This is a genomic window from Chitinophaga alhagiae, assembly GCF_003568665.1.
Taxonomy (GTDB): domain Bacteria; phylum Bacteroidota; class Bacteroidia; order Chitinophagales; family Chitinophagaceae; genus Chitinophaga; species Chitinophaga alhagiae.
Window position 1 is genome coordinate 193,526 of the sequence record NZ_QXMH01000004.1, and the last position, 24,417, is coordinate 217,942.

At 55.8% G+C, this 24,417-nt stretch carries 14 protein-coding genes; 3 read left to right on the plus strand and 11 right to left on the minus strand.

The window, feature by feature from the left end; all coding sequences use genetic code 11:
* Positions 1-45 precede the first annotated feature (45 nt).
* The 5 genes from D3A97_RS20065 to D3A97_RS20085 all read right to left on the minus strand — a co-directional run bounded on the left by D3A97_RS20065 (position 46) and on the right by D3A97_RS20085 (position 7,956).
* Positions 46-1,056 (minus strand): DUF6528 family protein, encoded by a 1,011-nt coding sequence (locus D3A97_RS20065; protein WP_157986650.1) that lies wholly within the window; start codon positions 1,054-1,056, stop codon positions 46-48.
* An 11-nt stretch (positions 1,057-1,067) separates the two neighbouring features.
* Complete coding sequence (locus D3A97_RS20070; protein ID WP_119080700.1) at positions 1,068-2,657, minus strand: RagB/SusD family nutrient uptake outer membrane protein; 1,590 nt, start codon at positions 2,655-2,657, stop codon at positions 1,068-1,070.
* A gap of 18 nt (positions 2,658-2,675) precedes the next feature.
* The gene (locus D3A97_RS20075; protein WP_119080339.1) at positions 2,676-6,011 is read right to left on the minus strand and encodes a TonB-dependent receptor; all 3,336 of its coding nucleotides are present in this window, start codon (positions 6,009-6,011) and stop codon (positions 2,676-2,678) included.
* A 178-nt stretch (positions 6,012-6,189) separates the two neighbouring features.
* A complete protein-coding gene (locus D3A97_RS20080; protein WP_119080340.1) occupies positions 6,190-7,347 on the minus strand; it encodes a FecR family protein in 1,158 nt (385 codons plus the stop codon).
* A gap of 15 nt (positions 7,348-7,362) precedes the next feature.
* Positions 7,363-7,956, minus strand: a complete 594-nt coding sequence (locus tag D3A97_RS20085) for an RNA polymerase sigma factor (RefSeq protein WP_119080341.1) — start codon at positions 7,954-7,956, stop codon at positions 7,363-7,365.
* A gap of 175 nt (positions 7,957-8,131) precedes the next feature.
* Between D3A97_RS20085 and D3A97_RS20090 the strand changes: the two genes are divergently transcribed.
* A complete protein-coding gene (locus D3A97_RS20090) occupies positions 8,132-8,716 on the plus strand; it encodes an MCP four helix bundle domain-containing protein (protein ID WP_119080342.1) in 585 nt (194 codons plus the stop codon).
* Positions 8,717-8,778: 62 nt separating this feature from the next.
* Positions 8,779-9,627 carry a DUF4349 domain-containing protein gene (locus D3A97_RS20095; RefSeq protein WP_119080343.1) on the plus strand — a complete coding sequence of 283 codons (849 nt, stop codon included), beginning with the start codon at positions 8,779-8,781 and terminating at the stop codon, positions 9,625-9,627.
* Between the two features lie 71 nt (positions 9,628-9,698).
* On the opposite strand, the gene D3A97_RS20100 is transcribed toward D3A97_RS20095, so the two are convergent.
* Positions 9,699-11,990 (minus strand): glycosyl hydrolase family 95 catalytic domain-containing protein, encoded by a 2,292-nt coding sequence (locus D3A97_RS20100; protein WP_198674094.1) that lies wholly within the window; start codon positions 11,988-11,990, stop codon positions 9,699-9,701.
* Between the two features lie 108 nt (positions 11,991-12,098).
* Here D3A97_RS20100 and D3A97_RS20105 point away from each other — a divergent pair, with 108 nt between their 5' ends.
* Positions 12,099-12,497 carry a VOC family protein gene (locus D3A97_RS20105; protein WP_157986651.1) on the plus strand — a complete coding sequence of 133 codons (399 nt, stop codon included), beginning with the start codon at positions 12,099-12,101 and terminating at the stop codon, positions 12,495-12,497.
* A 45-nt stretch (positions 12,498-12,542) separates the two neighbouring features.
* Here the strand turns inward: D3A97_RS20105 and D3A97_RS20110 are convergent, their stop codons facing one another.
* The 5 genes from D3A97_RS20110 to D3A97_RS20130 all read right to left on the minus strand — a co-directional run bounded on the left by D3A97_RS20110 (position 12,543) and on the right by D3A97_RS20130 (position 24,398).
* Positions 12,543-14,867, minus strand: a complete 2,325-nt coding sequence (locus tag D3A97_RS20110; protein ID WP_119080345.1) for an SGNH/GDSL hydrolase family protein — start codon at positions 14,865-14,867, stop codon at positions 12,543-12,545.
* Between the two features lie 331 nt (positions 14,868-15,198).
* Entirely contained in the window at positions 15,199-17,169 is a 1,971-nt protein-coding gene (locus D3A97_RS20115; protein WP_232826028.1) for a hypothetical protein, read from the minus strand.
* Between the two features lie 19 nt (positions 17,170-17,188).
* Positions 17,189-18,958, minus strand: coding sequence for a 3-keto-disaccharide hydrolase (locus D3A97_RS25195; RefSeq protein ID WP_232826029.1), 1,770 nt, complete (start codon positions 18,956-18,958; stop codon positions 17,189-17,191).
* A 359-nt stretch (positions 18,959-19,317) separates the two neighbouring features.
* Positions 19,318-21,021, minus strand: coding sequence for a RagB/SusD family nutrient uptake outer membrane protein (locus D3A97_RS20125; RefSeq protein WP_119080347.1), 1,704 nt, complete (start codon positions 21,019-21,021; stop codon positions 19,318-19,320).
* Positions 21,022-21,047: 26 nt separating this feature from the next.
* Entirely contained in the window at positions 21,048-24,398 is a 3,351-nt protein-coding gene (locus D3A97_RS20130) for a TonB-dependent receptor (RefSeq protein ID WP_119080348.1), read from the minus strand.
* Positions 24,399-24,417 lie beyond the last annotated feature (19 nt).

Here is a 24,417-nt window from a genome sequence, read left to right on the forward strand (position 1 = left end):
GATGCAGGCGGGGTTGAAACGGAGTGCGGGCCGTGCAAAGACAGCCTATTTACACTGCCTGATATTGTGCGTGGCCGGGTAGCTGAACCCGTTCTTCACGTACCAGCGCGCTTTGTAGATCTTCAGCCCGCTTTGGTAAAACACCGTATTTCCTTTTTCATCTATCACTTCGTCCGTCCACCAGCTGGTTTTGGGGCGGATGATGATGGTGGGCAGGCTGGCGCCGCCGGAAGAAACGCTCTTGATGTTGGCCTGAATGCCGGTTGATTGCTCCAGCTTCTTCGTATCAAGGTCATACGTGTACACATTGGTGGTATTGGTCAGCCAGAGCGCGTTTTTACCGTACACGGGAAAAAGATCGTGCGCGTCCTTACCGGGCAGGTCAATCGTTTCTGACTGCGTGAGCACGGGATCGGCGCAGCTGAAGTTATAGGTGAAAGCGATCAGGTGGTTATCCGCCGCAGACCAGAGCACCTGCCGCTGCTCGTCCCACACCACGTTATGCCCGAAGGCCAGGGGAAAGTTGCGGCTGTATGCTTCATCCGCGGCCTTGGTGGTATCTACCCTGAACACGGTCATAAAATTACCCGTGCTGGACGCGCTCACAATATTCCCGTCTGGCAGCAGTTCCGCGGAATGGGTGTTGCCGCCCGCGTAGGCATAGAACACCGTTTTCTTGTCCGCGATACGCACCAGCGCCACGCCGCCGCCGGAGGCGGTTACCAGGAGGTACTTGCCGTCGTACACCGGCTTTACATCACTGGTGTTGGTGAACCAGGCCAGGTGCTGCTGTTTCACGTTAGACTGCTCCGGTTTCCACTCCCAGATGATCTGGCCAGACGGCACGTCTGCAATAGCCGCGCGGTTGTGCAGCTGCTCCGCCAGCACCACGCATTTTTTACAATCGGCCACGCTGGCCGGCGGCTCCGGGTTGCCGTTGCCGGGGCCAGGGCCGGGGTTGCCCGTGTCAGGCCCTTCCGGCCCGGCTTTTCCTTTTCCGCAGGCCATCATAACGCCCAGCAGGGCACAGCACATCCAGACGGCAGTTCTTTTCATGATCATATCAGTTAATAATTCGGATTTTGTTCAAGGTTGGGATTCAGCTCCCGTTGCGTGTGCGGGATGGGCCACCAGTAATCGCGCGATGCATCGAACGAGCGTGTAACGATGGCTGCGCCCTGCGAGTTGTAAATAGCCCCGCTCATCAATGATTCCGCGGTTTTCCAGCGGCGGATGTCGTTGTAATAAAACCCTTCCATTGCAAACTCTACCCTTCTCTCCTGCCGGATAGCGGCCCTCATTTCCGCCTGGTTGAGGCCGGCGGCGTATACCGGCATGCCGGCGCGTTTGCGGATAGTGTCTACCGCGTTGTATACGGTGGCGTCTGGCCCAACGGCCTCATTCTGCGCTTCCGCGTACATCAGCAGCACGTCTGCGTACCTGATCACCATATAATTGATCTCGGAGCGGCCGGCCTGGTTGATGAGGTTGCTGTTAGGCTCCTTGTCATAGATGCTGTATTTTTTCACGCCGTAGCCGGTCTGCTTGAAGGGAGACGTGGGCGTGGTCACAGCCCCAATGTAGGTATCTCCGGGGTATACCAGCGTCTGGTACATCCGCGGATCACGGTTGAGGTGAATATTGGACGGATCAAAATCGGGTGATTGGGCGGCCGGCAGGCCGTCTTTCATCAGGTATGCTTCCACCATGCTGCGCAGCGGCGCATTGGTATTGTACTGGCGGTTGATCAGGTCAAAAGAGCTGCCGTACCCGGTTTGCGAGATGGTGTATTGCACATCGAACACGGTTTCCTGCTTGTTCTCGTTGGCCGGCATGAACAGCTGGCGGTAGTTCGGGAACAGGCCGTACCCCGCCGTACCGGCTATGTCTATCACGGCTTTGGCGGCCGCGGCGGCGGCGCTCCATTTTGCCTGGTCGTTAGCCGGATTGTTGAGCGGGCTGGCGTCAAAAAGCAGCACCCTGGCTTTCAGGGCCAGCGCGGCGCCTTTGGTGGCACGGCCAACATCGTTGCCAGTGTATTTGGGAGGCAGCGCGGCGGCGGCTTCGTCCAGGTCTTTGATCACCTGCGCCACTACTTCTTCCCGGGTGTTGCGCGGCAGCTTGGCGTCTGTTTCCAGGTTGGGTTTGGTAAGAATGACCGGTACGCCGCCGTAGTAGGTAGCCAACAGGGAATAAAAGAAGCCGCGCAGGAATTTGGCCTCGGCCTTCATGCGGCCCCGGAGGTCTTCATTCATTTGCGGAACGGCGTCTATATTGGCCAGCAGCTCGTTGCAACGGCCAATGCCGGTATAACAGTTTTCCCAGCGCAGCGCAATGATGCCAGACACAATGTTGCCAGTACCCGCGTTGGTGGCGGAATGGGTGCCCAGCGCAATCAGGTTGAAGCCGGCAGAGTTGTCGTAATTATAAGCATTGGGCGTGGCGGTCTCTTCCCACAGCGGGGTGGCATAACCGTAAATGCCGTTGGCGGTCAGTACATCGTAACAGCCTGCAAGGCCGGCCATGGCTTTTTTCTCCGAGTCCCAGAAGGTATCAGGCGTATAGCGGTCGTTCGGCTTTACGTCCAGCAGGCGGCTGCAGCCTGTGGCTATGAACAAGGCAATAAGTAATATATAGCTGAAGTGATTTTTTTTCATGATGCTCAATTGTAAAATTTAGAAAGTGACATTCAGGCCAAGGCTGATCGTTTTAAGGGTAGGATATTCGTAAATATCATCCGCACCGGAACCGGAAGACACCGCCTTTTCGGGGTCAAAACCCCTGAATTGGGTGAAGGTGGCCAGGTTCTCAGCATTGACGAACACCGCTACCTTCTGGATGTTGATGCGGCTCAGCAACGGCCGGCCAAAGTCATACCTGAGCTGTATATTTTTCAGGCGGAGAAAAGAACCGCTCTGCAAAAAGAAAGAGGAGGCGTTGGCGGCGGAGAAGATCTCCGGCGCGCCGGTGGCAGTGGCCAGGATGGGCAGGCGCGCATTAGGGCGTTCCGGCGTCCAGGAATCTGTAGCCCACTCTTTTGTTACACCGGCGCCGTTGTTGAAGGGCATGGCCAGGTTCAGCGAAGGATAGTGGTCAATACCCTGCACACCCTGCCAGAAAGTTTCCAGCCGCAGGTTCTTGTACCCGAAGTTCACATTGAAGCTGTAGGTGTATTTGGGAATGGAACTGCCCATGATCACCCTGTCATTCCCGTCTATTTTACCGTTCTTGTCCACATCCCGGTACTTCAGGTAGCCGGGTTTCACGGCATTGCTCACCTTGGGGCTGCCGGCCACTTCTTCCGCATTCTGGTAAATGCCTTCCGCTTCGTATATGTACCAGGAGTCAAGCGCATATCCTTCCTTCACGATCTTTTTGCCGGAAATGATGATCTCACCGTTGAGGTCAATCACCTTGTTACGCACGTAGCTCACGCCGCCGGCTATTTCATAGCTGAAATCGCCCAGCTTGTTGCGGTGAGAAAGCACCAGGTCTATACCGTCATTGTCCATCACGCCTACGTTACGGCTGGGGCCGCTCAGGCCGCCCACCTGGTCAGGGATGTTCACCGGGCGGAGAATGTCTGAAGTACGTCTTTTGAACACGTCAATGCTGCCGCCCAGCAAGCCTCTCCACAGGCTGAAGTCCACACCGCCATTATAGGAGGTGGTAGTTTCCCAGGAAATGGTAGGATCGCTGTAAGCGGTAATAGCCGCACCGGGGTTCACCACGTTGTTGAAAGGATAATCATACCCCAGGCCTACGGCGGGCATTGCAGCGTAAAGGCCTACCGCCTGGTTGCCCAGCTTGCCCCAGGATGCGCGCAGCTTGAGCAGGTCAATATTGTTCACTTCTTTCAGGAACGGCTCCTGGTCTATGCGCCAGCCGGCGGAAAGGGACGGGAAGGCGCCCCAGCGGTTGCCCGCGGCAAAACGGGAAGAACCGTCGTACCGCACTACTGCTTCCAGCAGGTATTTGTCCCGGTACGTATAGTTCACGCGGCCGAAGTAAGACAGCAGCCTGTCATCTGTAACACCACCGTTGTTGCGCATATTGAGGGAACCTACGCTCAGGTCTGTGAGGGTGTTGTCGAAATACCCTTCAGACTGTGCGCTGAACTCGCTGTAGCGGAAGCTGTTGTAGCTGCTGCCAAGCATCACCTGCACATCATGGTCTCCCGCAATGCGGCGCTGCCAGTTCAGTGTATGGTACAACGAAAGCCCTACGCGGTTCTCGTTGTAGTTGTAAGAATAAGGATTGACGTTGTAGTTATTGGGCACACCGGTAAGGGGGTGGAAGGTTTGCAGGTAGGGCACAAAGGTCTCTGCCTTGCCGTCCAGCTTGTCCAGCCCCACGGTAGCGCTGTAGGTAATGTCGAAAGGCAGTTTGTAGTCCGCATTCACCTTTACGAGGTTGCGCATCACAAAATGATCGTTCTTGCCTTCTTTCAGCAGCATGATGGGGTTCTCTATGGTGTTGCGGCCCGGTGTGGGAAACACGGTGGAGCCGTACCGGCCATCTTCTGTATACGGTGTGAAGATGGGCAGCACCCGCAGCAGGCGGGTAAAGTAATACTTGGTGGCCGGGCTGCCGAAGGCGGGCTCGGAGTATACGCGGTAGTTGCCCACCAGGCTGGCGCCCACTTTCAGGCGTTTGGACACCTGTGCGGACACGTTGATGTTCAGGGAATAGCGGTTGGCATGGTTAGCGTCTATGAGGATACCGTCCTGGTCCATATACCCCAGCCCGATATTGTATACCACTTTATCCGTACCACCTGAAATGCGGAGATTGTGCTGCTGCAGGTAACCGTTCTTCAGCACCATGTCAAACCAGTTCACGCTGGGATACGCCCAGGGATTGGTGGCCATGCCGTTCCTGTATTCATCGATCTGCGCCTGCGAGTAATCTACCGCGGCGGGAGATTTACCTTCGTTGATGAGGGCCTGGTTCTTCATGGTCATGTACTGGATGGGGTCCCACACCACATCCGGCATGAACGTAGGCTGCTGGTTGCCGTAGGAGAAGCTGTAGTTCACTTCGGCCTTCTCCCCTTTTTTACCCTGTTTGGTGGTAACCAGTATTACGCCATTGGCGGCGCGGGAGCCGTAGATGGCGGCAGACGCGTCTTTCAGCACGGTAATGTTCTCTATGAAATCAGGATTGATCTCGTTCAGGTTGTATTCCACCCCGTCTACCAGCACCAGCGGGCTGTTGCCGGATGCGCTGAAGGTACCTACGCCGCGGATGCGGATGTCTCCCACATCCTGCCCGGGCTTGCCGCCGGCCTGGTTCACCCAGAGGCCGGATACGCCGTGCAGCGCCTGGCTGGCATTGGTGATGGGCCGGTTTTCTACCGTTTTCATTTCCAGTACGGACAATGAACCGGTGAGGTTTACTTTTTTGCGGGTACCATACCCTACCACCACCACGTCTGTCAGCTCGTTGTTGGCGGTTTGCAGGCGTATGTTAAAGGAGGTTTGAGTACCGGTCACAATTTCCTGCGTTTTATAACCGATGAAAGACACCACAATGGTAACGCCGGGGCCTGACACGTTCAGCGAAAAGCTGCCGTCTTCCAGGCTGATGGTATTGTTCTGTGTGCCTTTTTCGTGGATAGACGCGCCGATCAGCGCTTCGCCCTGTTCATTGGTCACTTTGCCGGTGATGGTAACCGCGCGGACTTCTTCCGTTGCCGGCGCCGCTACGGCCTGTACAGGCTTTTCCTTGATGATGATCATGTTGTTGAACAACGTCCAGGTGAGCGGCTGGCCGCTCAGGGCGCTGTCCATTACGGCGCTGACAGTGGCATTGCTGAAGGTCAGGCTCACTTTGCCGGCTTTCTGCACATCTGCTATGGAGTAGATGAACGTATGCCCGGTCTGCTTTTTGATCTTGCTGAAAACTTTTTCCAGAGAAACGTTATGTTCTGAAATGGTGACCTTCTGCGCATACGTTGCTGCTGAAGCGGAGAGACAGAACACCAGTGAGTAGAAAATGGCAAACTTCATAATTAGCAACGTTTCGCGAACACGGCGGTACTTCCGGCAGGAAGCCCCCCGGAAAGAAAATAATTTCATAACTTAGATCGGTTTTGGTTAAGTATTTAAACTGTCAGGTTTATTACAAGCTACCAGAATTTCCGCCGGGAGTGTCGCAACCACTTCCGGTTTTTTTCTGCCAGCTGTATTACAAATATTGTACGGTCAGCACCCTGCCGTTCAGCCGGAAACGCACTTTCCCGGTCAGCTCCAGGGCTTTCAGCACATCAGACATCCGGCTGTTGCGGAGAATTTCCGCTATAAACAGATCGTTGCCTCCTTTGCCTTCATAGGTGACCTCTACATCATACCAGCGGGCCACCTGCCGCATGATCTCCTGCAGCGGGGCGCCCTTGAAATTGAAGTACCCGTTCTTCCAGGCCACCACCTGTTCCACTTCTACCGTTTTGGGCGCGTTGGGCCCGCCGCTGCCGGCGGCAGACTGCTGGCCCGGCTTCAGCAGCACGCTCCGGGAGGCGCGCGTGAACTGCACGGCGCCTTCCACCAGGGTAGTTTTGATCTCCTTTTCATCCGGGTAGGCCATCACATTGAAATGCGTGCCCAGCACGCGTACGTGGGCGTCGTTCACCTTTACGGTGAAGGGGTGCTGCGCATCGTGCGCTACTTCAAAATATGCTTCCCCAGTTACCTCCACCATTCTTTCCTTACCGGTAAAAGCAACGGGGAAGCGGCAAGTTGAGGCGGCATTCAGCCAAACCTTTGTGCCATCCGGCAACAAAAGCTGGAACATGCGCGCGGGAGGAGTTGTAATAGTATTATAGCTGACGGGGGCGGCCGTATGCCCGGCGGCGTTATAGGCCAGGCTGCCCTGCTGCATCAGCACGCTGGTGGCGCCCTGGGTGGCAATGTGCCCATCTTTCAGGCTGTCCAGCAGCACCTCGCTGCCATCCGCCAGGGTGAGCACGGCCCCTTTGCGGCCCGGCTCACGGTCGTTCACCGGCGCCGGCTGCAACACCGCTGTGGGCGCCGGCTGTTTCTGCTGCAGGAGCCTGTAACCGCCCGCTGCTACCAGCAACAGTACAGCCGCTGCCGCGGCCCAGCGTACCGCCAGGTGGCGAACGCGGGCGCGCCTGGGCACCAGCCCCGTTCTGCGGCGTATCTCATGCAGCATGCGCTGTGCATGCTCCGGCTCGCCGGCAGCAAATTCTTCCGGGATGTGTACGGCATCCTGCTGGTGCCGGGCATACCAATCCGCATACTCCTTTGCTTCTTCAGGAGTAATAGTATTGTTCAGCCATTTGGCTTCCAGTTCCTGTAAACGTTTATCAAGCTGTTCATCCGGCATACAATGCACCCTTTCCTAACAGGTCGGTGCAAAAAAGATAATTCCTAGTACGAGCGAGAAAAAAATTTGTCCAAGGCGGACGCGGAGGATCTTGAGGGCGCGGTAGAGGTGGTATTCCACGTTCTTTTCGGTGGTTTGCAGGTGCTCGGCTATCTGGCGGTGGGCGTAACCCGCTTCCCTGCTCAGCTGGTACACCAGCCGGGCTTTTTCGGGCAGCTCCGCCACAAACAGGGCCAGCTTGTCCTGCAATTCGTCAAAATGTACCTGCTGTTCCAGCGAATGGTCTTGCGGAAGGCCGGCCGCGGCACTGGTCTCGTGGCGGGCAGCCGTTTGGCGGCGGTGGCGGGCGTCTATCACCTTATATTTAACGGCTACGGCAAGGTATGCACGCAGGGCGCCGTTGATGGCTATGGTGTGGCGGCGGTTCCAGATATCCGTAAACACGTCCTGCACCAGGTCTTCCGCCATAGACAGGTCATTGAGCTTGTTGGCCGCCACGGCAAACAACAGCCGCCAGTAACGGTGGTAAATTTCCGTAAAGGCGGCCTCATCACTGTTTTTCAGCGACTGCATCAGTTCTTCGTCTGTATAGGTTTGATACACTGACATTGGTGGCGTTATACGTTCCTGCCGGATAAAGGTAGTGAACAAGCAAAATTCTGGTTGACGTGTTGTTCAAAGTTAATACAAAATTAAGATTGTTGATCATCACCTTCCCGGCAAATGAAGGGGCCGTTTGTACGTTTATTCCCTAAAAAGCAATATATTAAAGTAAATTCCGCGCATGAAACGCTTTTTCCAGATCAAGACCAAGTTCAAGGTGTGCTGCCTGTTTATAGTGATCATTGTATTGGTACTGCTTAACAACCTGCGGGAGCGGAGAAGCATCAACCGGCTGGACCATTCTATTTCTTCTATTTATCAAGACCGCCTGCTGCCGGCCACCTACCTCTACGGCATAGCCAACCACCTGTACGAGCAGCGGCTGATGGGGAACGACGGGCATTCTGAAGCAATAGACAGCCTGGTTACCATTTATGAGACCACCTACCTCACGCCCGACGAGAAAAAACAATGGGCGTCCTTTAAATCCCACCTGGCAACCTACCGCCAGCAAGCCGCCACGGGAGACACGCTTGCCATGCTGCAGCAATTCCAGGAAACGGTGACCACCCTCAACGCCCTCAGCAGCATCCAGATCGGCGAAGGTAAAAACCTGCAGACCGATTCCAAGAATATTGTAAGCGGCTCCACCCTCAGCTCCCGGCTGGAACTCACCCTGCTGATCATACTCGGCGTGCTGGCCATTGTATTGCTCGGCCTGTCAGACAAAGCCTTCAACCCGGCAGAGCACCAGAGCCTGAACTGACTTTAACATTTTTATAAGGTTACCTTTTTGCGGCCGCTGTATAAACAGGAAATCCTCCTCTTATGCGCAAACCTTCTATCTATTGGGTAGCAATACCCCTTGTGACCCTTTTTGCCTGCGGGCAATACAACCGGGAAGCCTCCACCATTGAAGAAGTAACACCGTTACAGTCAGACGCCAGGAAAAGGATCAGGAGCGCCGATGTGCGCTGCCGCGTGCCGGACGTGTTCAAGGCCGCTTCCACGCTTGAAAGAATGGTAGTGTCTGTAGAAGGCGTGGTAGTGGAAAGCGTACTGCACAACGATGTGGCGGAACAGCATACCCTGCCCTGGTCCGCAGACTCCCTGAAACTGGTGAAACGCTACACTCCCGTAGCCAATCTCACACTGCGCGTACCCGTGAAACACCTTGACTCGGTAGTGACCACCCTCACTTCCATGGCGGGGTTCATAGACTACCGCAAGCTGCAGGACCAGGATGTAACACTGGCATATGAAAGCAATGCCATGAAGAATGAAGCGGCAATAGCCGAAGAAAACAGGCGGGAGACCACGCACACCAAAATGAACAAGGAACTGGAAGTAACACAGCACCAGGAGGCCGGCACGCAAGCGGCCATAGACCGCACCATTGCCAACCTGGGCATGCTGGAGAACGCCGCGTTCAGCACCATCAGCGTACAGCTTTTTCAACCGGAGGTGGCAGACGTACAGGTAGTTGTAAACCCGCAGCAATTTGCAAGGGCCGGCTTTGGAACGGCGGCCATGAGCGCCCTCCGCAACGGCGCGGACGTATTCAGGGCACTGGCGCTGTTCTTTTTGCAGATGTGGCCTTTATGGATCATTGCGGCGGCGGCATGGGTGTTGTACAGGAAAGTGATGAGGCGGTTTTCCGGGTTGAGGAAAGTGTGACGGGATGCAGCCCCGCAGCGCGGGCACTAACGGCAACAGCACTGAATTGATCCTTCAGCGCTGTTGCTTTATTATTCACGCATCAATATCCATTCCTTCCGCTTGTGCCCTCTCCCTTTCGTCAACACCAGCTTCTCCCCTGCCTGCGTTTTAAGCGATAATACTTTACCAGATACCGTTCCCGCAGGCTTTCCATTTCGTTCCACCTTCACCGCCCCATCTTTCCACGGATTTTCTATTTCAAGCGGCCGGCCCTTTTCGCTCAGGATGTTCACGGCGGTTACCGTTCCACCAGTGAGGCGGCTGCTCACTATGAACGCCCCGTACGCCCGCAGGTTGCCGAACGCCGCGTTGCGGCGGCGGTCCCAGTTGGGGAACACGCGCACACGGCCTTCATAACTTTGCAGCAACATTTCGTTAATGGTGAGCGGCACGGCCGCCAGCGTTTCCGTGCCGCCGCCGGCCTGGGTGATCCAGCCGTTGGGCAGTGAAGAGGCGCGGATGCGGTCTTTCAGGTACCGCAGAATTTCGTTGGGATCATAACCCACCCGAACGGCGCCTGGGAAGCAGGTCTCTATGCCGTTGCCCAAAGTATTGCCCCACTCTCCCGGCTGCTGCATGCGGTCTTTCCAGTGCGCTACATCACTGAGCAAAATAGCGTTGAACGCGGGATCCGTTACCGGGCCGCATACCTCCCCGGGCAGCACCAGGCCGTGAATAGACACACGGGCCAGGCCCATGGCGCGGTTGTGCCATTCCGCGGGGCTTTTCTCCACGCTCTTCAACCGTACTCTTCCTTCCACTTCCTGCACCGGGAATGCGCTGAGGTGCGTATAGATATGCTCCCATTGCTGGCGCCGCGCCCGGTCTGTTTGCAGGTAATCACTAACCTGCAGCATGCCTTTGAACAACATTTTAACCAGCCCCAGGGACAGGGTGGAGTTATAGTCTCCCAGCATATGACGCCACTGCCCCTTGTTGCGCAGGTTAGGCATTACTTCTCCATAGTGGTCCATGGCTATCACATAGCGCCCCTGTTCAAATTGCAGGTAATCTTCCCAGAAATCCGCGCAGGCCAGCAGGTATGGGTAGATGCGGCGGGCATACTGTTCATCATAAGTGCTGTAAAAGCGCATCAGCATGTTGGCCGCGCCAAACACCGCATTGATCTTCTGGCCCAGGAATTTGTAGCCGCTGTCAATAGTATTTTCCGTTGTGCCGTAGCGCCGCAGCATTTCTTCAGGTGTCAGCGGCCAGCGGGTGGTGCAGAGGCCTTTGGGGCCAATGCCTACCGGGTAATAGATACCGCGCATGTGCAGCAAGGTGCGGGCATGCCATTTTCCTTTCTCCATATAGTCCAGCAGCGGCTGGTCATAATTATCCGTCAGGTCGATATAATTAGACGAAAAGGCCGCCCAGTAAGGCGCCTGGTAGTTGTAGTTCAGGTGGTAATCGCCACCCCAGGCGCTGGAGTCCCGCGTGATGAAAGGCCCCCAGATGCCCGGCGCAAATTTGCCCGGCCTTGAGGAAGCGGCAAACAGGTATTGGGAAGCGTAGTAATATTTTTCCAGCATGGTATCCCCTATTTCCACAAAAGACCGCTCCCAGAAACCGTTCCACCATTTACGGTGCGCCTGCCGCATGGTCTCTATCCGCGCCGCAGTGAGGCCCGCGGCTTCCTGAATGGCGGTTTCCTTCCAGCGGGGCGTATCGTGATTCGTATACAGTGTAACCGTTACCGTGACCGGCCTGTCCGGCTGCAGGGTGATGTTGCTCCCGGGCGCATGCATGGCCAATGCTACATGGCTGGGCCATTCCAGCAATGGCGTATTTTCAAAAGAACGGGTTACCCAGCTGACGTTGCCGCTGGTCCCTTTCCGTACTATGGCGGTATTGCCCTCGGGCGCCCAAAGGTGCAGTTGCAACACGCAGGTCTGCGTGGCCGTAAACTCCAGCACCACGGTGTTATGCATGGCTGCTACCCAGGCTTTGACGCCTACCTGCAAACCGGGTTTGGTGAAAGTAGCCTGAATATCTGCCGTGGCAGGGTTTTGCACTACCTTGTAGGTGGCGCCTTTCAAGGCGTCTACAGATACGTTCAGCCCGCCCGGCAAAGCAATGCCGCCGCCCGGGTACACGGGATAGGCCCGCCAGAAATCATTTTTACCAAAATAAAGCTGCAGGCGGTCAGGAGTGCCGCCAAAGGTAAGGCCAATATCCCCGTTGCCGGCCAGTGCGGCGTCAGGTACCTTGCCTGTAGGCGTACGCGCAGGCGGCGCGGTGAGAACGAATGGAGATAAATGCTGCCCCGTTGCAGCATGCCAATAACAAAACATGGCCAATAGCCATACAGATAGTTTCATAACCGGTGGAATTTGATGCAAACGTTTGCAGGAAGATACAAAACAATGCAGAATATGTATATTTATATTCGTTCACTCCAAAACCCTTCACACAAAAAACACATCCATATGGCCACCAAATTCAACATCGGCGCTATTGTGTCTGCAGACCTCACCGTTCCGCAGGCTGACCTGCTAAAAGATTTTTACACCAAAGTGATCGGCTGGCAGGCGGAAGACCTTGCCATGAAAGACGGCAACGGCGCGTACGCGGACTATGTTATGAAAGACAACGCCGGCAACTGGGCAGGCGGCGTATGCCACTCCCGCGGGGTTAACCAGGACCTGCCGCCCCAATGGATCGTGTACGTGAATGTGGCAGACATTGCCCAAAGCATGGCCCAATGCCTGACGCTTGGCGGCAAGGTGCTGAAAGAAGCCAGAACGGCGGAGGGGGAATTGCAGTATGCCTTGCTGCAAGACCCGCTGGGGGCTATTCTTGCGGTTACGAAGATGCCGGAAGAATAACGGCCCGCTCTCGTAAGGGCGAGCCGTTGAAAGTGTTTGCTGCTATTATTCTTCCTGTACGATCAATGCATTCAGGAAGGAGAGTGCGCCGTAAGTGGCCGCATTGGGGTTCCTGTACACCGCCAGCCTGATCTTTCCGGTAACGTCCGGCGTTACGCCGGTTACTACGGCCTGGCTGGATGTGTTCATAAACGCATTGAGCGTTACCGCCGTACCGCCGTTGATGTGCCAGCTTCCATACACAGGCGGAGCAGCGCCCGGAGAGCGGGAGGCTACCAGTTTCAGCGTATAGGTTTTGGCGGGGTTGAGGCCGGTTACCCAAAGATTGTCCAGCGTAGTATATTTAATACTGTAGTTGAACCAGTAGCGCTTCAGCGCAATATCAGGCACAATGCCGCTGTTGTTGCCTGTGCTCATACCCGCCGTATCAGAAGCGTTCAAACCTGCCAAGCCGGCCCAATATGAGGTACCGGTGCCAACATTATCTATCGTCCAGCTGGTGGTGGGATCTGTTTTCACAATATGATTGTTTGTAACAGGGCCGTTCATGTTAAGCCAGCCGGGAATGGCCGGGGCCGCGGTATGGGAGAAATGTACCCGCAGTGTTTTCAGTCCGCCGTTATCAGGATAAACGGTCACCACCGCATCATCACTTACCTGTACATTGGTAGTGGTGGTAATGCGCAGGCGGAACATAAATACGCCGTTGGTAAGGCCCGTAATGGTAGTAGAAGCCGCGCCGGGCGTGGCAATAGTAGCCGTATTGGGGCCAGATAGCTGTGTCCATTCATAGGAGGCAATGGTAAAGCCATAATCTGCAATAATACCGTCCAGCTGTACACCGGCCACCGGCAGGGTAACCGTGGCATCCGCCACATCCACGGTGGGCGCCGTGCCCGGCGGGTTGCCGTTGGGCGTGCTGTAAGAAGCTATGTTGGAATAAGCCGAATAGGTATTATTGGTGTATTGCGCCCTTACACGGAAGTATTGCACGCCGCCGCCAGGCTTGGGATACGTTTTTTTCACTACGGCGGGGTCCGTAACTGCATCAAACGGAGACCATGTTGTGCCATTGGCGGAGGCTTCTACCAGGTATTGCTGAACACCGGTAATGGGTACAAAATAAGATTGAAGGCGGGCAAACAGGCTGTTGGCGATCTGCTGGTTGCCGTCACTGTTGAGGTGAATACCGTCTCCCTGTGCGTAGTTGGGGTGTATTACCGCATCCGTGGAGGCGCTTCCATCTACCGTATTGGAAAACCCTTCCACAAATCTTTCTGGCCAGGCATTGCGCACACTATCTGCCAATATTTTCAGCTGCGTTTGCTGGCCGGCGTTAAAGGCCGTTCTTGGCTGCGTGGTTTCCCAAAAAACTGGGATGCCGCGGTTGGAAGCCATGGTATCAATGGTACGGTAATTGGTCATGATCTGCTGCAGCGTGCGGCCCAGGTATACATCGTTGGAGGGAAGCGATATAAAAATAAAATCGGCGTTGGCGTTCAGCGCGCTGTCTATATTCCGCCCGGCCACTCCCCCGTCTGCCACCGGCAGCAGGTTGCTGCTGCTGTACCCGCCTACGGCCAGGTTGCTCCATACGGGAGCAGTGGCGTTAGCCGTTAGCCACGCACCAATTTTGTCTCCAAGCCGGTTGGGCGGCAGCAAGCCATTGCCGGCCAGTGTGGAAGAGCCCAGCCCCAGCATGCGCGGGTTATCTGTGAGTGTTTTATGATTGGTGGCCCAGCGCAAGGTGAAGGTATTGTTGCCCAGGTCTTTTGCACCGGCCTGCAACTGCGTAAGGTTGGTGGAAAAACCGGCGGCGGGCGGTTGCCCCACCAACAGGCTTACGCCGCCCAGGCCTTCTATATACACCCGCTCGTTCTGGACCAGCGGCGGACGAAAAATAATACGGCCCGATGTGCTGTCTACCTCAATGCCATCTGCGGTATCCCGGTACTGGAACAGGCCGTTCCGCCAAACTTTGATGTTGCGGCCAACAAGGCCTGTGTGCGTGAACACCGTATCTCCGGCTACCGGAAAACCTTCGCTCACACCGGTTTTGAACTGAATGCTGCGGCCGGAGTCACCGGGCGCCATGAAAGCCGCAATACGGAGCGGCAGCGTGTCTTGCCCGGCAATGGCCAGCGCAGTATCACCGATGTTAACCAGGCGCATGCGCCGGAACTCGGTACGCCCGCCGCCGGTATTTACCAGCACACCAATAGAATCGCGGGACCTATTCTGGATCATCAATTCGCCGTCTGCCACCTTTATGGTGTCTGCACGTACCAGTAAACGGGTTTGGGACGGGGTTTGGGCAAAAACAAATGCCTGCGCTGCAAGCAGGAACAGCATAGTCAGCATGTACTTCATGGCAAGGGGGTTTGTATCAGTTATCAAAAATCAAATAAATGGGAGCCTTTCTCTGCAAGAATATCTTAAGCTAAAAACCGCGGCCCGGGGCACAATTGTTATGCAGGCCGGAAATGAGGTTACCATCTATCTCATATACAAGGTATAACAAGCTGCTGTAAAAAGTATCACACCTACAGGGGATTTCCGGGGGGATGAAGCAGGAGCACCCGGTCCGTACCACGGTTGCCGGACAGGCAAATGAGCGCATGGTATTACGGGCCGGACTTTCCGGCCATAAAAAAACCGTTCCGGCCTTGCGGCCGGAACGGTAATATAAGCAGTTGTGCTGCTATCTGAGAGAATTGATCCAGCCCGCTATCTTCAGGGCGTCTGCTTTCGGTACCTGCGGCATGGGCGGCATTTCCGTGGCATAGCCCGGCCAGTTTTCCGGGTTGGGGTTATAGATCAGTTTCACCATGATCTCGTTGCTGTAGTTACGTTTGGCAATATCCCGGAACGCGGGGCCTACCTGTTTTTTATCTGCGTTGTGACAGGCATTGCAGGTATATTTGGCCAGCAGGGGCTTCACCTCTTCATAACTGGCCGCTTTGGCCGTAGCAGGTTTGGCAACGGGCGCAACGGGTTTGGCGGCGCCTGTTTTTTTGGCTGCAGCGGCTTTGGCGGCGGCTTTTTCTTCAGCGGCCTTTGCGGCAGCGGCGGCTTTGGCGGAGTTGATAGTGCTTACTTCGCTCATGGCCAGTTTGGTGCCTTCGGGAATGTTGTTCAGCGTATAATACCCCGTTGGGTGTACCAGCGAATAAAAATGATCGCGGGAGCGAATGCCTTCCAGCGTGATATTATGAATATAATACTGGCGCATGTTATCTACAATGATACGGGCTTTCAGACAGTCTTCTGACACTTTCACGCCTTTGATCTCGCATTTTTCATTGTTCACTACCGGGCTGCCGTATACAGGGTGGTATTTGTAAATGAAGCTCTCCACGGAATAAGATGCAATATCTTCCGCTGACTTTTTATCTACCGGCAGCGTAAACTCGATCTCGAACCCGTCAGGCATCGCCTTCACCGTCTGCATCTCGAAAGGGATGCGGTTGTTCCACACCAGGCGCTGCAGGCCTTCGTTGGCATCACCGGCGGAGCCCCAGCCGCGGTTGGTCTCACCAACAAACAGGGAGCCGTCTTTCCCCCAGGCCAGGCGCAATACGCCGGACTGGAAACCACTCCGGAAATCGAACGCCACGCCCTGGTACTCGCCCTTCACTTTTTCCATCACCACGCGCATGATCTTGCTCTGGCCCTGGTCTCCGATCAGCACCTGGCCTGCAAAGGGGCCAAAGGTACCTTCGGGAATGGGCACTATCTCCGAGTTGGAAATACCCAATACGCCATGCGGCAGCCATACGGCCGGTGTGCGTAAAGCGGGAAGCGCTGCTTTCATTTCAAACATGGTCTTGAACTGTTCATTCACCACGTTCTCGGGTTTGATGAAGCGGCCTTCTGCGTTCTTCACGCGGCGCTCGTCCATGTTGGCCACAAACTGCGCGTTGGTGAGCTTAACGGGTGAATTAGGCGCTTCCGCCCAACGCAGCCCTGCGGGGTGGCCCACAAAGTCTCCTTTCTTCACCTGCCAGATACCGCCGGAGCCCATCCAGTCTCCCTGGTTCTCGGAATAGAACAGTTCCCCGTTGATCATGCCCAGGCCGCAGGGAGAGCGCATGCCGGTGGCCCACGGTTCCATAGTGGAGCCGTCCGCGGAGATGTGCATCATCCAGCCGCGCCAGGGTACACGGCTTTCGCCGCGCCACCATTCCTGGTCACCGAAGGCCACGTTGCCTGACACAAAGAAAGAGCCGTCAGGCGCCAGCCGGGGGCCGAATGAATATTCGTGATAGTGACCGCTGATGGGCCATGCGTATACGGTCTCATACACGTCTGCCTTGCCGTCCATATTGGTGTCTGCCAGTTTGGTCAGCTCGCCGCGCTGCGCGCAGTACAACGCGCCGTCTTTGTACGCCAGGCCCAATATCTCATGAAGGCCGGAAGCAAACTTGCGGAAGAAAGGCCGCCTGCCGGTAGGGTTCTCTACAATGAACACATCTCCGCGGCGGGTGGCCACACCCAGGTCTCCATTAGGCAGTACGGCCAGGCCGCCTACTTCCAGCAGCGTACCTTCCGGCGCGCTCATTTTCATGATGCGGAAATAATCTTCTTCCTTGGGCGTTTCCTGCGCTGCGGCAGGTAGTTGTGCAACCAGCGGCAACAGGTAAAGCGCCGCCTTTTTCAATATATTTTTCATCAAATTGCTTATTGGTCTTTTAGAAAAGGATGGAATAACTCAACCTGCCACGAACGGGTACTACCAGCTCCTTGCCTTTGACGCTGTTACGCACCAGCGGCCGGGCCCCGCCCGCATCCTGCAATTGCAGGTACCAGGCTTTGCCGTCTATCACATACAAGTCCTTTTCGATCATATCTATCTGCGCACCTTCCGCCAGCTTTGCATAAAGGTCAGCCGCGGGACCGGTTACGGTAATTTCACGGTGAATACCGCGCCCGTTCTCCGTTACGCGAATAGCGTCCGTAACGGCGCTGCCGTATATCTGGTAGCGGAACGTAGGCCTGTCCTGCTCATCCAGCACATACCCTTTGGGCCTGTAACCGGTGCCGGTGGAGTCTGTTACCCAAGCTGCCTGTTCGCCGCTGAGCCTGCCCAGCGTAAAGAAAGGCGTACCAAAGCGCTGCAGCGCGCCTTGCGGGCGGGCGGTACCGTTACCTCTTTCGTGCCACATGGGCGTGGTTTCCAGGAAGTTCCCGCGCCATGCCTGCACCAACATGCCCTTGTCCATGTCATAGGTGTAATGCATTTTATCAGGGCTGCCAACAGATACGGCATGCACTACCTTGGGTTGGCCGGGCACGTCCATAAAACTGCGGAGAATGGTATTAGACGATGCGTCTACAAGTATAGGGTCTGTCTGGTCAGGCGTAACCGCATCGCCGGTGTAGAACTCGCGGATGCCGGGACCGGCCATGAACAGGCCCAGGGAGGGCACGCCCCAGTCTCCCGTTCTGGCATAGATGATCTCTACGGGCACATCACCGGCCGGCAAGTTTGCTTTGCCGCGCACGTTGTTGCCTGCGCCAATGGGCTGGTTGTTCACTTTCAGCAAACCGCCGCCCCCCTGTGTATTGAGCGCAAAACTATATTCCCCTGCCTGTTGTACGCGCAGGCTGCCTTTGTATTGCAGCACGTACTCTTTGGACAGCGGGCCTGCGTTGGCGCTGAGGCCGGCCGCCGCGCCGGTGGCTTCGGCTTTTTCCTTAGACAGGTCTGTATCGGGCCTGAAACGTTCCTTGAATTTGTAAACGGTATATTGAAGACCGGCCAGTTGCGGGCGCTGTTGCTCAAATTGGCGGATGCTGATGTTCCGGAATGCCACGGCGCCATGGTCTCCCTGTATGCGCAGGGGGCCTTGCGGCTTTTCATTGCCACCTATAGCGCCGCGGGTGGGGCCCATCAGCTCCAGGTTTTCGTGGATCACCACGCCGTTCAGCTCTGCGCGGATGACGCGTGCGTTCTCTATTTTATTGCCGGCCGCATCAAAGCGCGGAGCCTGGAAAGATACTTTCAGGTGTTGCCACAAGCCGGGCGCTTTGCTGGCGTTCTGGCGGGGCGCATAACCCTCGTACCCTTGCTGCCCTTCGGGCATATTGTCGTTCCAGCGCTCGTAAATGCCCCCATTGTCTCCGGAGCGGGGCGCGGCGGTGGCGCCCCAGCTGTCCAGCAGCTGCAGCTCATAGCGGCCCTGCAGGTAAATACCGGAGTTAGAGCCCTGGGCCATCATATAATCCAGTTCCAGGTCTATATCCCCATGCTCCAGGTTGGAATAGAGATCTTGCCCATGGCGCTTTTTTCCCGGCAGGTTCACCAGTACGCCGGCGCCCTGTGCTGTCTTGAGCACATTGGCCTTACCCAGCACCGCGGATACATCGCCCGCGATCTGCCAGGAGCTGCCGGCACTTTTGAAGGAAGAGAGGTCCTGCAGCGGCAGCCGCCCTTCCTGGGCCTGCACTGGCTGGCCCATGACCAGGCCGGCACCGCATGCACATAAAAAGCCGATCCACGACCGGCTTCTAAAATTGTTTTGTGATGATTTTAGTACCATAGTGTTGCTAAAATAGAAATACTTTTTATTGCATAGCCATTTTTTTTAGGAACGGCAATTGCTTGCTAAAAGGATTTAGATAAGGGTTTTAGCAGAAAAAAGGCAGTACTGAACCGGGGTTGCATGAATGCAAACGATTGCTACAAAAATAAAAAAGAGGCCGGCCATTTTTTTTACGGCCAGCCTCAAAACGGTTTACTTTCCTTACCGTTTATTCTCTTTTCTTTCGTTCACGGTTCCGTTTTATTTTTTATGCTGTTAATTGTCCGGGATACACCCTACCACCCTTCGTTCTGTTTCAGGTTGGGGTTACGCAGCGTTTCGTCTGTGGTGATCGGTATCACGTACATGGCATTCCGCCATAACCGGTCTTCCACCTTGAAACGTTCGTACCGGAAACCGCCTGGCGCGCCGGCATCTACAATGGGCCGCATGCCCCACATTTCTTTTTGCGTTTCCTCCGCTATTTTCCAGCGGCGCACGTCCCAGAAGCGGTGGTTCTCGAAACACAGTTCTATACGCCTTTCGTTCTGTATACGCTTGCGCATCTCCACCTGCGTAAGCCCTGCGGGCAGGGGCTGCTGCCCCGCCCGGGTACGCACCAGGTTAACATAGGTCAGCACATCGGGGCTGGAAGGGTCATATTCATTGAGCGCTTCCGCATAACTGAGGTACATTTCCGCCAGCCGGTAGTTGATGCCGTGAATAAAACGGCTGCCGCTCTGCCCCGGTGTAATGGCCTCGTCTGCCAGCTTGCGGGTGAAGTAGCCGGTACGGGTATGGTCCGTTTCGGTGCTTTGCCGGTCACGGCCGGTGGCGTAGGTTTCCACCTGGCGGCCCTTCCAGTTGGCGCCGTTGTACAGGATGTCTGCATAGAAACGGGGATCGCGGTTGATGTAGGGCTGCGTTTCGTCATAGCCGGAAAGCGGGTCTTCTATGGGGAGGCCGTTGTTCATTTCGTAGTCGTCTACCAGCTCCTGTGCGGGCGCGCAGCCGCTCCAGCCGCCATAGCCTTTGGGAAATATGTAACGGTCATAGTCCTGGTTAGCTTCCCGCATGCGTACAAAGATCACTTCGCGGCTTTGCAGCGTTTTGTTTTTGAACATATCCTGCCGGGCGGCCAGCGTGGGCTCCAGGGCATATACGGTACTGCCGCCGCCGTCTTTCAGGTCTATCACCGCCTTGGCGGCGTCTGCCGCATTTTTCCATTTGGCCGGGTCTGAAGGCAGGCTGCCGCTGGTAATATCCGCCTGGAAGCTGGTTTTACCGGCATTAGCCCATAACGGGCTGGCGGAAAACAGCAGCGCGCGTGCCTTCAATGCCAGGCAGGCGCCTTTTGTAACGCGGCCTACCTGCGTGTTGGGATCATAGGTGTATTGCACGCGTTTGTACGCTTCGTCACAATCCGCCAGTACCTGCGCCACACATTCATCGTAAGTACTGCGGGGCTGGTTGAGCGCCGCTTCGTCTGTCTGGTCAATGGTTTTGGTCACAATGATCACGCCGCCGAACTGCCGCATCTGTTCCCACAGGAAATAGGCGCGCAGGAAGTATACTTCCCCCAGCCTGTTCTCCAGCGTACCGGGATTGTTGGCATCGTCTGGCGTTTTGAATTTGGCCACGTTCTCGAGAATGGTATTGGCCTGGCGGATGGCCACATAGTTATCCCGCCAGGTGTTGCCAATGGGGTTGGCGTTACCTGACCAGGAACCGTTGTTGAAGCTCATGGAGGCCATCCAGTTGGAGGCGTCCTTTGCTTCGTCCGTAGCGGAGCCCATGTTATAGCCGCCAAGATAGGTGTAAGTACCGCGCATTTTGCTGTACAGGTTGTTCACTACCTGGTCCGTCATGGCAAAACTGGTAAAGATGTCTTCGTCTTGCTGCTGCGTAGTGGCCGCCCTGTCAAGAAAACCTTTTTTACAATGCGGCAGCAGGGCCAGCGCCGAAAGCAATAGTATGGTGATGTGAATGTTACGTTTCATTGGAATCAGCTTAAAATGATGAGTGGTTAAAATTTCACGTCTATCCCGAAGTTCCAGATCCGCTGAATGGGATACATGGCGCCGTTGCCGTCCCCTATCTCGGGGTCTACCTGGAAGTCGTCCAGCTTGTCCCACGTATACAGGTTCATGCCGTTGAAATAAATACGGAAATAAGAAAGGCTTAACGGGGCTATCCAGTGTTTGGGCAGGGTGTAGCCGATCTCCGCGTTCTTCAGCCGCAGGTAGTCCGCGCTGCGTATCCAGAAGGAAGATGCGCGGTGGTTGTTGCCATGGGTGTTGCTGTGCAGGCGCGGATATGTGGCCGTAGAGGCGGTTTCCGGCGTCCAGCGGCCCAGGTGGAAGGGTTTCACTTTACCGCTCTGGAAAAACTCGTACACGGCCTCATTATTCAGCAGCACGTCTGCATGTGCCGCCCCCTGGAACAGCACGCTGAAATCCCAGTTGCCATAACCCGCGGAAACGGTGGTGCCGTACATGATCTCCGGCGTGCGGGCATAGCCGATGCGCGTTTCGTCAAACGCTTCCTGTACGTAGTCATATTCCTTGCCGGTGAGCTTCTTGTACTTGATGTCTCCGGGGCCGTAAGCAGAAAAGTTCTGGAAGGGGCTGTTGGCCACATCTTCCGCGTTCATGAAAAAACCGTCCGCTATCAGCCCGAACTTGGTGCCTATGGGGTGGCCGGTACGCCGCATCCAGGGGTAACGGCGCGTTACCTCGTCCTGGTACACGATCTTGTTGCGGGCAAAGGTAAAGTTGGGTTTGACCTGGTAGCGGAACTTGCCGATGGTATTGCGGTGGGAAACCTCAAACTCTATCCCTTTGTTATCTACCGCACCTATGTTCTGCGCCTTGATGCTCTGGCCGAACACGTCTGACAGGGTGCTGCGGGAGATCAGTATCTGCCTTCTTTTCTGGGAGAACAGGTCCAGCGTCACATCAAATTTTCCGTTCCACATCTGCAGGTCGAGGCCCAGGTCTACCTGCTTGCCGCGCTCCCAGGTAACACCGGGGTTGCCGATAGCGCCCTGCCCCCAGCCGTTGGCCTGGTTTACGTTGGTACCAAAATAGTACTGCGTGGCGCCGCCCCAGGAAGTGAACCAGAGAAAACGGTCGCTGCCGCCCCTGTCATTCCCCACTTCACCGTAAGACGCGCGCAGTTTGAGGAAACGGATGGCGGGCACATTGTCTTTGATAAAACTTTCTTCAGACAATACCCAGCCGCCGGATACGGAAGGGAACAACCCGAAGCGGCTTTCTTTGGGAAAGTTTTCAGACCCCTGGTAAGATGCGCTCACCTCCAGCAGGTACTTCTGGTTGTAATTGTAGGTACCGCGGAAAAGCAGGGACTGGTAGGCGTTGGGAATGCTGGAGCCGTTTTCCAGCAGGCGCCTGTTCCACAGCAAGATGGCGGTGGCGGTGTGTTTCTTGAAAGTGCGGTTCCAGTTGGCGGTAGCTTCAATGTAGGTCTGCCGTACGGCGCCGCCGCCGCTGAAGCCGCCGTTAGGGTCTATCCGCGTGTCGTTGCCGAACTGTTTGTAGCCGGTTATTTCACCCTGCGCGTTGCGCAGCGGCTCAAACACGGCGTAGTTGCGGCCGTAGGAAGCGTTTGGGGTATTGGTGTTGTCGTAGGAAAAAGAAAGTTTGGCGCTCAGGTTTTTAGTGAGAAAATCCAGCTTGCGGGTAAGGGCAAAAGTACCCTGCGTGGTGTTGTTATACCAGCGGCGGTAGCCCTTTTGAGACAGCTCCCCGTAAATATTGCTCTGGAACGTACCGTTGCCCCACATGCTGCCGTCTTCATTAAAAATGGGATAAATAGGCGCCATGCGGTTAGCCAGGTTCATGATGGTACCGGCGGAGTTGTTGCCGTCTGACCGGTCTGTGAGTATACCGGCCAGATCGAGGCGGGCGGAGAGGTTGGGCGTAATGTCCACATCTACGTTGGCACGCAGGTTATACCTTTTCATGATGTTGTTGCCGTTGTACCCTTCCTTGTTGGCTTTGGTATGGCGGTAGTTGCCTTCCGCAATATTGTAACCGGCGGAAATGAAGTAGCGGGCCACGTTACCGCCGCCGCTTACGTTGAGGTTGGCCTGCCCCACGTTAGACGGCTGCATGATGAACTTGTAATAGTCCGTATTGGGTGCCGTGCCGCTCCTGAAAGCGTCCAGCTGCTCCTGCGTGAACGCGGGTTGTGCGCCGTCGTTTACGAGGGCTTCGTTCAGCAGGCGGGCATAGTCGTACGAGCCGAGGTACTCCGGCAGTTTGTTGGCTTCCTGGATGCCGGTGGAGGCGCGGAAACTCACGGAGGGCGCGCCGGATTTGCCGCGGCGGGTGGTAATGAGCACGGCGCCGTTTGCCCCGCGCATACCCAGTACGGCGGTGGCAGCGGCGTCTTTCAGAATGGTGAGGCTTTCAATATCGTTCGGGTCTACATAATCTATGCTGCGCTCCACGCCGTCTACCATAAAAATGGGCGTGGCGCTGTTGAGCGTGCCGATGCCGCGGATGTACAACGTGCTGGCGTCAACGCCCGGCTCGCCGCTGCGCTGCGTGGTGATGAGGCCCGGCAGGCGGCCGGCCAGCGCGTTGGTAAGGTTAGACACGGGGCTTTGCTGCAGCTCTTTGGTGGTAAGGGAGGCCACAGCGCCTGTTACGGTGGCTTTCTTCTGCTCGCCGTAGGCCACTATCACCACTTCATCCAGGCCGGTGTTAGAAGGGTCTAACGCTACATGCAGCTGGTTGGAAGAAGTCAGCTCCACCTCCTTGGGAGCATAGCCGATGTAGCTGAACACCAGCGTAGCCGGGCCGGGAGGCACCTGCAGGCTGTACGTACCGTCTCCCTGGCTTTGCGTGCCCCGCGTAGTGCCTTTCACCATTACAGTAACGCCCGGCAGGGAAACATTGGTACGGGCTTCGGTAACAGAGCCGATGATGGTGCGTTGCCGCGCTTCCTGGCGCGGTGCGGCGGGCGTTGCCGTAGTGTCTGCCTGCGTTTTTTCATCTTCCTCCCTGAATATAACAATAATGTCATCCTGCTGGCGAAACTCGAAAGGCGTATTGAGCAGCAGCAGGTTAATGGTCTCTTTCACCGTGCGCGTACCCTTGGGCAGTGTGATATTTTTGTAGCGCGCCACCTGCTCAGGCGGGTAGGCAATACGGAAACCGGAAAGCGACTCCACTTTCACCAGCGCATTGCGAAGGCTTTCTTTGACAAGCGAGAGCGTGATCTTTTTGGTGGTCATGTCCTGTGCGTTCCCCGAGGCGGAAAGGAACATGGGCAGCACAAGGAAAGCGGTGATCAGTAAAGGCAATAGGAGGCCTCCAAGCTGTTTTTGAACAGCCACGTTTGTTTTCATAACTAGTTTCAGTTTAGTT